Source organism: Salmonella sp. NW645, from assembly GCF_051703725.1.
GTDB classification, from domain to species: domain Bacteria; phylum Pseudomonadota; class Gammaproteobacteria; order Enterobacterales; family Enterobacteriaceae; genus Salmonella; species Salmonella enterica.
This window is the reverse complement of the sequence record NZ_JAMMKR010000013.1, coordinates 62,035-75,602: the sequence shown is the minus strand read 5'-3', so window position 1 is coordinate 75,602 and position 13,568 is coordinate 62,035. Positions and strand designations below refer to the sequence as shown.

11 protein-coding genes are annotated in these 13,568 nt (G+C 53.3%); 4 read left to right on the top strand and 7 right to left on the bottom strand.

What is annotated here, in order from left to right:
* The first annotated feature begins 201 nt into the window (after positions 1–201).
* Together NA389_RS21015 and mdtD are read left to right on the top strand one after the other, a co-directional pair.
* Positions 202–906 (top strand): FadR/GntR family transcriptional regulator, encoded by a 705-nt coding sequence (locus NA389_RS21015; RefSeq protein ID WP_001131144.1) that lies wholly within the window; start codon positions 202–204, stop codon positions 904–906.
* An 11-nt stretch (positions 907–917) separates the two neighbouring features.
* Positions 918–2,345: a multidrug transporter subunit MdtD gene (gene mdtD / locus NA389_RS21010; protein WP_000202071.1), complete on the top strand. Its 1,428-nt coding sequence runs from the start codon at positions 918–920 to the stop codon at positions 2,343–2,345.
* Here mdtD and rbsR read toward each other — a convergent pair.
* The 7 genes from rbsR to kup all read right to left on the bottom strand — a co-directional run bounded on the left by rbsR (position 2,311) and on the right by kup (position 10,278).
* On the bottom strand, positions 2,311–3,309 hold the full coding sequence (gene rbsR, locus NA389_RS21005; protein ID WP_000224487.1) for a ribose operon transcriptional repressor RbsR: 999 nt from the start codon (positions 3,307–3,309) through the stop codon (positions 2,311–2,313). The genes mdtD and rbsR overlap by 35 nt on opposite strands.
* A gap of 3 nt (positions 3,310–3,312) precedes the next feature.
* Entirely contained in the window at positions 3,313–4,242 is a 930-nt protein-coding gene (gene rbsK, locus NA389_RS21000; RefSeq protein ID WP_000844723.1) for a ribokinase, read from the bottom strand.
* 132 nt (positions 4,243–4,374) lie between these two features.
* Positions 4,375–5,265, bottom strand: a complete 891-nt coding sequence (gene rbsB, locus NA389_RS20995) for a ribose ABC transporter substrate-binding protein RbsB (protein WP_001056260.1) — start codon at positions 5,263–5,265, stop codon at positions 4,375–4,377.
* A 24-nt stretch (positions 5,266–5,289) separates the two neighbouring features.
* On the bottom strand, positions 5,290–6,255 hold the full coding sequence (rbsC, locus tag NA389_RS20990) for a ribose ABC transporter permease (RefSeq protein ID WP_000211345.1): 966 nt from the start codon (positions 6,253–6,255) through the stop codon (positions 5,290–5,292).
* Positions 6,256–6,260: 5 nt separating this feature from the next.
* On the bottom strand, positions 6,261–7,766 hold the full coding sequence (rbsA, locus tag NA389_RS20985; protein WP_000339366.1) for a ribose ABC transporter ATP-binding protein RbsA: 1,506 nt from the start codon (positions 7,764–7,766) through the stop codon (positions 6,261–6,263).
* 7 nt (positions 7,767–7,773) lie between these two features.
* Positions 7,774–8,193, bottom strand: coding sequence for a D-ribose pyranase (gene rbsD / locus NA389_RS20980; RefSeq protein ID WP_000715944.1), 420 nt, complete (start codon positions 8,191–8,193; stop codon positions 7,774–7,776).
* 216 nt (positions 8,194–8,409) lie between these two features.
* On the bottom strand, positions 8,410–10,278 hold the full coding sequence (kup, locus tag NA389_RS20975; RefSeq protein WP_000102338.1) for a low affinity potassium transporter Kup: 1,869 nt from the start codon (positions 10,276–10,278) through the stop codon (positions 8,410–8,412).
* 347 nt (positions 10,279–10,625) lie between these two features.
* On the opposite strand from kup, the gene ravA reads away from it, so the two are divergent.
* Both ravA and viaA read left to right on the top strand, forming a co-directional pair.
* Entirely contained in the window at positions 10,626–12,122 is a 1,497-nt protein-coding gene (ravA, locus tag NA389_RS20970) for an ATPase RavA (protein ID WP_000940987.1), read from the top strand.
* Positions 12,116–13,567, top strand: coding sequence for an ATPase RavA stimulator ViaA (gene viaA / locus NA389_RS20965; protein WP_000956585.1), 1,452 nt, complete (start codon positions 12,116–12,118; stop codon positions 13,565–13,567). Before ravA ends, viaA begins: the two co-directional genes overlap by 7 nt.
* Position 13,568: the final 1 nt, after the last annotated feature.

Sequence of the window (13,568 nt, the reverse complement as noted above, 5' to 3'; positions counted from 1 at the left end):
GTTCCGTGTCAGTGGTGGCGCATTATAGGGAGTTATTTCTGCCTGACAAGAGGAAATTTAAAATAATTTTCTGAGTGTCTCTTTTTTCATCAACAGCGGGCTTAACGTGCCATAAAATAAGCAAATTGCCGTTATTGCAACTGCAATCACACTTCCAGGTGGCATACTAATAACCAAACGAAAGAGAAAGGAAGAACATTCATGCCTTTAAGCGCACAACAATTAGCCGCACAGAAAAATCTATCCTATGTTCTGGCTGAAAAGCTGGCGCAGCGGATATTAAAGGGTGACTACGCCCCTGGTACGATTCTTCCCGGCGAAATAGAACTGGGCGAGCAGTACGGCGTAAGTCGAACGGCAGTTCGCGAAGCGGTGAAAACGTTGACGGCTAAAGGTATGGTGCTACCCCGTCCGCGCATTGGTACGCGGGTGATGCCGCAGGGAAACTGGAACTTTCTGGATCAAGAGCTGCTGACCTGGTGGATGACGGAAGAAAATTTTCATCAGGTGGTAGATCATTTTCTGGTGATGCGTATTAGCCTGGAGCCGCAAGCCTGCCTGCTGGCGGCGACTCTTGGCACACCGGAGCAGAAAGCGCGGCTTAATGCCTTAATGGAAGAGATGGTCGCGCTGAAAAAGCATTTTAAGCGTGAACGATGGATTGAAGTGGATATGGCGTGGCACGAGCATATCTACGAAATGAGCGCCAATCCCTTTCTAATCTCTTTTGCGACGCTATTTCATTCGGTTTATCACACTTACTTTACCTCAATCACCTATAACGAGGTGGTAAAGCTGGATTTGCACCAGGCCATTGTTGATGCCATCGCTGATGGCGACGGCGAACGCGCTTTCCAGGCCTGCCAGGCGTTGTTAATAGCGCCTAATGAGAGACCAGATAATTAACAGGATATTGAATGACCAGCAAAAAAGCGCGCAGTATGGCTGGCCTGCCGTGGATCGCGGCGATGGCCTTCTTTATGCAGGCGCTAGACGCCACCATTTTGAATACCGCTTTACCGGCTATTGCGCATAGCCTTAACCGTTCACCACTCGCCATGCAGTCCGCTATTATCAGTTATACCCTGACAGTAGCTATGTTAATTCCGGTAAGCGGCTGGCTGGCTGACCGCTTCGGTACGCGTCGCGTCTTTATGGTTGCCGTAAGTCTGTTTACGTTAGGCTCGCTGGCCTGCGCGCTCTCCAGTTCACTATCTGAATTGGTTATTTTTCGCGTCGTACAAGGCGTCGGCGGAGCGATGATGATGCCAGTGGCGCGGCTTGCGTTATTGCGAGCCTATCCGCGTAGTGAGCTGCTGCCTGTTCTTAACTTTGTCACTATGCCGGGGCTGGTAGGTCCGATTCTGGGGCCGGTATTAGGCGGCGTACTGGTGACCTGGGCAAGCTGGCACTGGATCTTCCTGATTAATATTCCCATTGGTGTTGCAGGCATTCTGTATGCCCGCAAATATATGCCCAACTTCACCACGCCGCGTCGCAAGTTTGACATGACCGGCTTCTTTCTTTTTGGGTTAAGTCTGGTTTTATTTTCCAGCGGAATGGAACTGTTTGGCGAAAAGATTGTGGCGACATGGATCGCATCCGCCATTATTTTTTGCAGTATCGTTCTACTATTGGCCTATATCCGCCACGCCCGCCGTCATCCGACACCGTTAATATCACTATCGCTGTTTAAGACACGCACATTTTCCGTCGGTATTGCCGGCAACCTCGCCACGCGTCTGGGGACAGGCTGCGTACCTTTTTTGATGCCGTTAATGCTACAGGTTGGTTTTGGCTACCCGGCTCTGATCGCCGGCTGCATGATGGCGCCGACAGCTTTGGGTTCTATTATCGCGAAATCGACCGTAACGCAGGTTTTGCGACGTTTGGGATACCGGAAGACTCTGGTCGGCATTACGGTATTTATCGGTCTGATGATTGCCCAGTTTTCGTTTCAATCTCCCGCCATGCCGATCTGGATGCTCGTACTGCCGCTATTCATTCTTGGAATGGCGATGTCCACTCAATTTACGGCAATGAATACAATTACTCTTGCGGATCTGACGGACGATAACGCCAGCAGCGGCAACAGCGTTCTGGCGGTTACGCAGCAATTGTCTATCAGTTTAGGCGTGGCGATCAGCGCGGCGGTGTTACGTATTTATGAAGGTTTTGCGGGCACCAGTACCGTGGAACAGTTCCACTACACCTTTATCACGATGGGGGCGATCACTATCGTGTCCGCGCTGATGTTTATGCTGCTAAGAGCCAAAGACGGCAACAATCTGATTAAAGAACGGCATAAATCTAAACCGACCCACGCACCGTCAAAACCGGAGTAAGCTGAAGTCGCTGTTGTTGCAAGGCGGGCTGCGCCATCCGATGAATCAACACATCAATAGCCAGCTCGCCCAATTCATCTTTCGGCTGATGGATAGTCGTCAGCGGCGGCGTCATATAGCGCGCCAGCTCAATATCATCATAGCCAATGACCGCCATATCCTGCGGAATACGAAGCCCCGCCTGATATAGCGCCTGATAGGCGCCGACAGCCATCGCATCGTTTCCGGTAAAAACCGCTTGCGGTCGCTGTTGATGGGCGAGTAACGCCTGCATGGCGTCAAAGCCGCCGCCAAATTCAAAATCGCCGGTGATCTCATAGCCTTGCGGAATAGCCAGCCCTGCGCGTTTCATCGCCGCCCGATACCCTTCCAGCCGTAAACGCGCTGGCGTTTTGTCCAGCGGGCCGGTAATACAGGCTATTCGGGTAAATCCTTTATCGATAAGGTGTTGGGTCGCAAGATCGCCGCCTAACAACGAATTATCCTGAATGAGATCGCTATCGCCCTCACCATCAAACGGCGACCAGTCCATCATGACGGTAGGAATAGACGGATAACGCTCCATGATTTCCCGAGAAGGCTGATGCGTTTCGGTACACAGCAGCAGTAAACCGTCTACCCGTTTTTGCATCAGCGTCTCCAGGTTACGGTTCATCCGTTGCTCGTCGCCTTCGGTATTGCACAGCACCAGACTATAACCGCGCTCAAAACAGCTTCGCTCAACGCCGCGCACCAGTTCGGAATAAAAAGGGTTGGTACTGGCGGTAATTAGCATACCAATCGTGCGGGTCTGGTTTAACTTGAGGCTTCGCGCCAGCGCGGAAGGCGCATAGTTAAGTGATTTAATCGCCGCTTCAACTTTTTCGGTTATCGTCTCACTCACAAAGCGATCTTTGTTAATAACGTGAGAGACCGTCGATGTAGAGACTCCCGCCAGGCGGGCAACATCTTTCATAGTAGCCAAGCGTTACCCCTGCTGATGTAAAAACGCTTCTATCTCTTCGCGCCACGGAACGGACGGTTGCGCGCCTTTACGCGTTACGGCAATCGCGGCGGCGGCATGGGCAAAGCGAATCGCTTCCGGCAACGGCGTCTCCTCCAGTATCGCGGTGATAAAGGCGCCGTTAAACGTATCTCCGGCGGCAATGGTATCGACAGCCTCAACGCTAAATCCAGGAACGCGGCGGCCCTCGCCGTCTACGCTGGCCCAGACGCCACGGCTTCCTAAGGTAATTAATACGGTTCGAATGCCTTTATCATGCAAAACCTGCGCAGCTTTCGCGGCATCGTCGTCATTTTCCACACGCACGCCCGTCAGCTTTTCAGCTTCCGTTTCATTTGGCGTGATGATGTCCACCAGCGCCAGCAGTTCATCCGGTAGCTCACGGGCAGGCGCCGGGTTAAGCGCAACAGTAGTATGATGTTGATGGGCGATTTTCGCCGCCGCCAGTACGCTGTCCAGCGGCGATTCCAGCTGCATCAGTAACGCATCCGCCTGCGCGATACGTTCACGTTGCGCATCAACCAACGCCGGCGATAACGCGGCATTCGCTCCGGCATGAATACCGATGACGTTCTCGCCTTCGCCATTAACGAAAATCAGCGCCACCCCGGTAGACTCGCCTTTAATGACGCTAACTGGCGCGATATCAATGCGATCGCTGACTAATTGTTTACGAATACTGTCGCCAATATCGTCATCGCCCGTGCAGGCGATAAACGCAATATTCGCCCCGCTACGTCCTGCAGCAACCGCCTGATTCGCGCCTTTCCCGCCAAACGCGACCTGATAATGGCTGCCGGTTACCGTTTCACCCGGGGTAGGGAAGGACTCAAGATTAAGGATATGATCGGCATTAATGCTGCCAAGGACGATGAGATTACCTGCGGTTTTCATATTCGGGGTTCCACGTCAAAGTGCGCCACCGGTTAGGGTGGCGCGTGCCCTGCTTTTCTTTTTTTACGTTCACCTCAGCGGAGGCTCGCGTATTTCTGTCGCCATCAGGCCATAGTTGACCCGTGTCGTTTATTACTGCTTGATGACCAGTTTCAGGTCAACCGGATATTTGGCCTGAACTTTTTCGCCTTTCAGCACCTTATCCGCCACTTCAACGCCTTTGGCGCCGATTTGATCCGGTAACTGAGCGATAGTCGCTGCCAGTTTGCCATCTTTTACAGCCTTTTCGCCATCCGGCGTACCGTCAAATCCAACCACCATCACATCTGCTTTACCGGCAGTTTGCAGTGCGCGCAGTGCGCCCAGCGCCATTTCATCGTTCTGGGCGAAGACAGCCTGAACATCCGGATGCGCGGTCAGCAGGTTCTGCATGACGTTCAGACCCTTAGTACGGTCGAAATCGGCAGGCTGGCTGGCCAGGACATTAAATTTGTGGGCGGCTACCGCCTGCTGGAAACCTTCGCCACGCTCACGCGCCGCAGATGTTCCGGCAATGCCTTGCAGCTCAATCACTTTGGCGCCTTCGCCAGCTTTTTTCGCGATATAGTCGCCAGCGATCTTACCGCCCAGCACGTTATCAGACGCGATATGGCTGACGACATCGCCTTTGGTTGCCTGGCGGTCAAGCGTGATAACCGGAATCTTCGCCTGGTTCGCCATCTTCACCGCGTTACCCACCGCATCGGAGTCAGTCGGGTTGATCAGCAGAATTTTGGTCCCGCGAACGGTTAAATCCTGCACGTTCGCCAGCTCTTTGGCAGGGTTGTTCTGGGAGTCCAGCACCACCAGGTTATAACCCAGTTTATCCGCCTCTTTTTGCGCCCCGTCTTTTAACGACACGAAGAAGGGATTATTGAGGGTAGAGATCACCAGCGCAATGGTGTCCTTCGCCATTGCATTCGCGCTCACGGTGGCGCTCAGCGCAACAGCAGATACCAGGGTAGCCAGTTTTTTCATGTTCATATTTCAGATGTCCTGTAGTCGTTGTTACTGCTTTTTGTTGTCTACCAGTACCGCCAGCAAAATCACCACCGCTTTGACGATCATCTGGTAATAGGAGGAAACACCTAACAAATTCAAACCATTATTAAGGAAGCCGAGAATCAATGCGCCGATCAATGTCCCAACAATGCGTCCTTTACCGCCAGCAAGGCTGGTGCCGCCCAGCACCACGGCGGCAATAGCATCCAGCTCATAGCCGGTACCCGCCGTCGGCTGCGCGGAAGAGAGGCGCGCCACTTCAATGATGCCCGCCAGCGACGCTGTCAGGCCGCAAAGTGAATAGACGATAATTTTCACTTTGCTCACGCTAATGCCAGACAGGCGCGTCGCCGCTTCGTTACCGCCCAGCGCGTAGATATAGCGTCCCAGACGGGTGTGATGCAGCATATACCAGGCGGCGATAAAGACGATAGCCATGATCCAGACCGGCGTAGGAACGCCCAGCGGACGGCCGATACCGAACCAGCCAAACAGATCGGCGTTATCGGTAAAGCCGGTATTGACCGGACTACCGTCGGTGTAAACCATCGTCACGCCGCGCAGTAGCAGCATCATCACCAGCGTAGCGATAAACGCCTGTACGCGGCCTTTCGCGACGATAACGCCAGTAACAGCTCCAATCGCAGCGCCCAGCGCCAGCGCGGCGGCAACCGCGACCAGCGCATTCACTTCAACGCCGACGATTGAAGCGGCAACCGCGCCGGTGAGCGCCAGCAGGGAACCGACGGACAGATCGATCCCCGATGTCAGAATCACCAACGTCATCCCTACCGCCATAATGGCGTTGACGGAGGTCTGTTGAAGAATATTGAACAGATTATTAACGGTAAAAAAGTTGGGGCTCAACGTCGAAACAATCGCGATCAGCACCAGCAGGGCAATGAGCGACTTCTGCTCAAGAAGCCACGCTTTAGTGAAATAACGGCGACCAGAAACAGCCTGGGTTGTCATCTTTTTTACTCCTGATTCACGCGATTAAGCTTGCCCACTGCGGCAGCCATTAACACTTCCTGGGTGGCCTGCTCGCGAGTAAATTCACCGCTGAGATGCCCTTCATGCATGACGATGATGCGATCGCTCATGCCTAATACTTCTGGCATCTCAGATGAGACCAGAATGATGCTCAGGCCGTCGGCCTTAAACTGGTTGATAAGCTGGTAAATCTCTTTCTTGGCGCCGACGTCCACGCCGCGGGTCGGCTCGTCGAGAATGAGCACTTTCGGGCGCGTCATCAACCCGCGGGCAATCGCCACTTTTTGCTGATTACCGCCAGAAAGCAGGCCTATCGCCTGTTCCATTGACGGTGTCTTGACGTTGAACAGACGGATAAAATCCCCCACCGCCTGTTGCTCATCTTTGTGTTTCAGGCTTCCGCCAGCGCGGCTGAAATAGTCCAGCGCCGTCAGCGACATATTCTCTTTAACTGACATGCCGAGCACCAGTCCATCGCGCTTACGGTCTTCAGAGATATAAACGATGCCATTGGCCAGCCCGTCCTGCGGAGAACGCGTCACCACTTCGTGTCCATCAAGCGTCACGTAACCGCTGGTTCGCGGCATCGCGCCGTACAATACTTTCATCAGCTCGGTGCGACCGGCGCCCATCAGGCCGGAAATGCCAAGAATCTCGCCTTTTCGCAGCACAAAAGAGACATCATTCACGCCCGGTCCGCACAGATTATCGACCTTGAGGCGAATCTCACCCGGCGCGTTATCCAGATGCGGGTACTGATCTTCCAGCTTACGTCCCACCATCATTTCGATAAGAGAATCTTCGGTCAACGTGGCCACTTCACGCTCGGCGATAAATTGCCCATCGCGGAAGACCGTCACGTCATCGCAAATTTCGAAAATCTCTTTCATACGGTGAGAGATATAGACAATGCCGCGCCCCTGCGATTTTAATTCGCGGATAACGCGGAACAGAGAGTCGGTTTCAGTGTCGGTCAGCGCATCGGTCGGTTCATCCATAATGATGACTTTGGATTCGAAGCTCAGCACTTTGGCGATTTCCACCATTTGCTGATCGCCGATAGAGAGTTCGCCCACCAGCTTATCGCTCTTAAAGCGCAGATTGAGTTTGGCTAAGAGCTGGTCGGCTTCGGCATACATCTTTTTCCAGTCGATTTTGCCAAAGCGATTCACAAATTCACGGCCCAGGAAGATATTTTCCGCAATGGTCAACTGCGGGATCAGGTTCAGTTCCTGATGAATAATGCCGATCCCGGCTTCCTGAGACGATTTAGGCCCGTTAAAGGTGGTCTCTTTACCCAGCCATAACAACGATCCCGCATCTCGCGTATAGATGCCGGTTAATACTTTCATCATGGTGGATTTTCCGGCGCCGTTTTCCCCCACCAGCGCCATAACGCGGCCAGGATAAACGTTTAACGCGGCGCCGGAGAGAGCCTTCACGCCGGGGAACGCTTTATCGATCCCTTTGAGTTGCAGTAATGCGTCCATAGCGGCCTCAGAAAGTGACGCCAGCGCAAAGAATGACGTTCGCATACGGGGAACACTCCCCGCTGCGAATCACCGCCTGACTGTCTGCAGTCAATTTTTTGAATTGTTCGTGTGTCGTATAACTAATTTTTATGGTGTTTCCCTGGTGTTGCTGCAGTTGCTCAAGGTGAGTGAGCAACGTTTCGTGGAGCTGCGGATTCTGTTGTTTGATTTCCGTTGCAAGAATCGCCGCCTCAACCTGCATTTCCCGGGTCACAACATCCACCACCTGCATAAAAGAAGGTACGCCCTGGGTTAGTGCCATATCGATACGCGCGGTGCTATTCGGGATAGGTAAACCCGCATCACAGACCACCAGAGTATCAGTATGCCCCAGACGGGAAATGACCGACGAGATTTCAGAGTTGAGTACGGTGCCTTTCTTCATTTTTCTGCTCCACTAGCGAAACGTTTCGCTGGCCGCAGTGTAACCCTGGATGTGTTCATAAAACCATCATGACGTAACAGAATTGTGATCGCCGTCGAAACGTTTCGCTAGCGGAAATCAGGTGAAGATAATCGCCCGATGGCGATTATCTTGTGGGAATCTACGGATTGGCCAGGCCGGGTAAGCCAACGCGGCCCCCGGCATGGTGACGGGAGGTTAAATCTCGACCTGCGTTCCTAACTCAATCACGCGGTTAGGCGGGATCTCGAACTGATCCGGCGCGCGCAGAGCGTTACGTTGCAGCAACAAATACAGCTTGCCGCGCAGACGCAAATACCACGGGCGTTTGCCGACAATCAACGACTCGTGCGACATAAAGAACGACGTTTCCATCATCCGACAGCTAAGCCCTTCCAGACCGCAGCGGTGGAACACCTCTTCAACGTTTGGCGTTTCGCGCCAGCCGTAGCTGGCCACCACGCGCCAGAATGTCGGAGACAACTGCTCAATCTGCACCCGGCGAACGTTATGCACATAAGGCGCATCTTCCGTACGCAACGTCAGTAAGATTACGCGCTCATGCAACACTTTGTTGTGCTTCAGGTTATGCAATAAAGCAAAAGGGATCACACTGAGCGCGCGCGACATGTATACGGCAGTACCCGGTACCCGAACCGGCGGTGACTTCTCCAGTGAAGCAATCATCGCTTCCAGCGAATTACCGTGTTCATGCATACGACGCAACAGGCGGAAACGCTCGCTCTTCCAGGTGGTCATGATCGTGAACATGATCAGGCCCAGGCTCAGCGGCAGCCAACCACCGGACAACAATTTGTCGAGGTTAGCCGAGAACAGCGGGATATCCACGCACAGGAACGCGATGAGGATCAGCGCGACAAAATATTTGTTCCAGTGCCAGTTCTTACGCGCCACGGTCGTAGAAAGAATAGACGTCAGCACCATCGTGCCGGTCACGGCGATACCATAGGCCGCCGCCAGGTTGCTGGAGTGCTCAAAGCTAACAATAACAACCACGACCGCGAAATAAAGCAGCCAGTTAACGAAAGGGATATAGATCTGACCGGACTCCATCTCGGAGGTATGGATAATGCGCATTGGCGACAAATAGCCAAGACGCACGGCCTGACGCGTCAGCGAAAAGACGCCGGAAATGACCGCCTGGGAGGCGATCACCGTCGCCAGCGCGGCCAGAATCAGCAGCGGAATTAACGCCCAGTCCGGCGCCAACAGGAAGAAGGGATTTTTAATCGCTTCCGGATGCTTTAGTAGCAATGCGCCCTGACCAAAGTAGTTCAGTACTAACGACGGCAGTACCACGGTAAACCACGCCAGGCGAATCGGGAACTTACCGAAGTGTCCCATATCGGCGTACAACGCCTCTACGCCGGTAATCGACAGCACCACCGCGCCCAACGCAATAAATGATACGGTTTTATATTCAAGGAAAAAACGTACCGCCCAGACAGGATTCAGCGCATGTAACACTTCGGGATTGGCGATAATACTGCGCAGGCCAAGTACCGCCAGGATTAAAAACCAGGTCAGCATAATCGGCGCAAAGAGTTTCCCTACCATTCCCGTACCGTGCTTCTGAATCATAAACAACAGAGTCAGCACAATAATGGAGAGCGGGACAATCCAGGTATCCAGCTGCGGCGCGACAATCTCCAGGCCTTCAATCGCCGACATCACCGAAATCGCCGGCGTAATGACCACTTCGCCATAGAAAAAGCTGCCGCCTATCAGTCCCATGATAACTAACATGGATGTAGTGCGCGCCGAGGTATTACGCCCGGCAAGCGACATCAGCGTCAAAATTCCACCTTCACCCGCGTTATCGGCGCGCATCACGAAGGTGAGATATTTGATGGAAACCACAAAGATGAGTAGCCAGAAGATCAGCGACAGAAAACCAAACACGGCATCTCGTTCAACGCCAAAACCAAACTGACCGGACAAACATTCACGAAGCGTATAAAGCGGGCTGGTACCAATATCACCGTAGACAACCCCAATAGCTGCGAGGGTAATCGCAGGCAACGATTGCTTATTATCAGTGCTCATAGACTCATCTTTCGTTTATACACGTCACCCTTCACGCTACCTCCTTGTCGGCTGCATTCGCTTACCCCAGTCACACGTTTAAGTCAGTGCCAGGGGATTCACTCCTTTGCCGCCTTGATGTAGTTTGAATGAATGAGTGTATAGATATGAAATGTGTGCTTAGTCCCTTGGCCCACAAAAAAGCGCACAGTATGCACGATTAATCATAAAATCGTACCCCTAAATGAAGCCAGATTAACCTGGCTCAAAGAAAAATAAACAGCGCATCAGACGATTATAGCCCCGGTGGTGAAACGTCTATACTCGCAATTAGCATGATCCATTTGTCGAAAGGACGCCTCTTTATTATGGCTCACCCACATTTATTAGCGGAAAGAATTTCCCGTCTGAGCAGCGCCCTTGAGAAGGGGCTGTATGAACGTAGTCACGCCATACGCCTGTGCCTACTGGCGGCGTTAAGCGGTGAAAGCGTCTTTTTGTTGGGCCCGCCCGGTATCGCCAAGAGTCTGATTGCCCGCCGCCTGAAGTTTGCTTTCCAGCGCGCCCGCGCTTTTGAATATCTGATGACACGCTTTTCCACGCCGGAAGAGGTTTTTGGACCGCTCTCTATTCAGGCGCTGAAAGATGAAGGTCGCTATGAACGCTTAACGACCGGCTACCTTCCCGAAGCCGAAATCGTTTTTCTGGATGAAATCTGGAAAGCCGGGCCCGCTATCCTGAACACATTGCTGACCGCCATTAACGAACGCCATTTCCGCAACGGCGCGTTTGAGGAAAAAATTCCGATGCGGCTGCTGGTGGCGGCCTCTAACGAACTGCCCGAAGCGGACAGCAGCCTGGAAGCCTTGTACGACCGAATGTTGATTCGCCTGTGGCTGGATAAAGTTCAGGATAAAGCCAATTTCCGCTCCATGCTGGTTAGTCAGCAGGATGAGAGCGATAACCCGGTCCCCGCCTCGTTACAGGTTAGCGACGAAGAATATCAACAGTGGCAAAAAGATATCGGCGCGATTTCACTCCCTGATCCGGTCTTTGAGCTGATATTTACTCTGCGCCAACAGCTGGATAATTTGCCGAATGCGCCTTATGTCTCCGACCGTCGCTGGAAGAAAGCCATCCGCCTGTTACAGGCCAGCGCCTTCTTTAGCGGACGCGACGCGGTTGCGCCGATTGACCTTATCCTGCTAAAAGATTGCTTGTGGTATGACGCGCAGAGTCTGAATCTCATGCAACAGCAACTGGAAATATTGATGACCGGACACGCCTGGCAGCAGCAGGCCATGCTGACTCGCCTCGGCGGTATTGTCCAGCGCCGCCTCCAGTTGCAGCAACAGCAAAGCGATAAAACCGCCTTCACCGTCATTAAAGAAGGCGGTATGTTCAGCCGCCGCCCGCATTACACTTTACCGCCGGAAGCCAGTGCGTCAACGTTGACGTTATTGCTACAAAAACCGCTAAAACTGCATGATATGGAAGTGATCCATATTACCTTTGACCGCAGCGCGCTGGAACTTTGGCTGACCAAAGGCGGCGAGATCCGCGGCAAACTGAACGGGATCGGCTTTGCCCAAACGCTGAATATGGAAGTCGATAACGCTCAACATTTGGTGGTGCGCGACATCAGTCTACAAGGTACCCGTCTGGCGTTACCGGGAGCGGCTGAAGACAGTATGCCTGCGGAGATCAAACAGCAGCTGGAAACGTTAGAAAACGACTGGCGCCAGCAACATACCCGCTTCAGCGAGCAGCAACATTGCCTGTTTATTCACAGCGACTGGTTAGGGCGCATTGAGGCCAGCCTGCAGGATGTAGGAGAACAGATCCGCCAGGCGCAACAATGCTGACGCTGGATACGCTAAATACCATGCTGGCCGTCAGCGAAGAGGGAATGGTCGAAGAGATGATCCTCGCGCTACTGGCTTCCCCACAGCTGGTCATTTTCTTTGAAAAGTTTCCGCGTTTAAAAAACGCCGTGACCGCCGATCTCCCGCGCTGGCGGGAAGCGCTACGCAGCCGTCTTAAAGACGCACGCGTTCCGCCGGAACTCATGGAAGAGGTCATGTGTTATCAGCAAAGCCAACTTCTCTCTACCCCACAGTTCATCGTGCAACTGCCGCAAATACTGGCGTTGCTTCACCGCCTGCATTCACCGTATGCCGCGCAGGCGAAGCAGTTGACGGAGAGCAACAGTACCTTTACCCCTGCGCTACACACGCTTTTTTTGCAACGCTGGCGGTTAAGTCTGGTCGTGCAGGCCACCACGTTAAACCAACAACTACTGGAAGAAGAGCGCGAGCAGTTGCTGAGTGACGTCCAGGAACGGATGACGCTGAGCGGGCAACTGGAACCGACGCTGGCGGAAAATGATAATGCCGCAGGCCGCCTGTGGGATATGAGCGCAGGCCAGCTTAAACGTGGTGATTATCAACTGATTGTAAAATACGGCGAATTTCTCGCCGCCCAGCCGGAGCTAATGCAACTGGCGGAACAACTGGGACGTTCGCGGGAAGCCAAATCGGTACCGAAAAAAGACGCGCCGATGGAAACCTTTCGTACACTGGTACGCGAACCCGCTACGGTGCCGGAGCAGGTTGACGGTATTCAGCAAGGCGATGATATTCTGCGCCTGTTGCCGCCAGAGCTGGCGACGCTCGGCATAACCGAGCTGGAATATGAATTTTACCGCCGGTTAGTGGAAAAACAGCTCCTCACCTATCGCCTGCATGGCGAAGCGTGGCGTGAGAAAGTGACCGAACGGCCGGTAGTACACCAGGATGTCGACGAGCAGCCGCGCGGACCGTTTATTGTCTGCGTCGATACTTCAGGCTCGATGGGGGGATTTAACGAGCAGTGCGCAAAAGCGTTCTGCCTGGCGTTGATGCGCGTTGCGCTGGCGGATAACCGCCGCTGCTTTATTATGCTGTTTTCCACTGACGTTGTGCGTTATGAACTCTCCGGCCCGGAAGGTATCGAGCAGGCCATCCGCTTTTTAAGTCAACGTTTTCGCGGCGGCACAGATATCGCCAGCTGTTTTCGCGCCATTATTGAAAGAATGCAGGGACGGGAATGGTTTGATGCCGATGCGGTGGTCATTTCGGATTTTATCGCCCAGCGCTTGCCGGATGACGTGGTGAGCAAAGTAGGAGAGTTGCAGCGTCTTCACCAGCATCGATTCCACGCGGTGGCGATGTCGGCGCACGGCAAACCCGGCATCATGCGCATTTTCGATCATATCTGGCGCTTTGACACCGGGATGAGAAGCCGCCTGCTGAGACGCTGGCGGCGCTAAC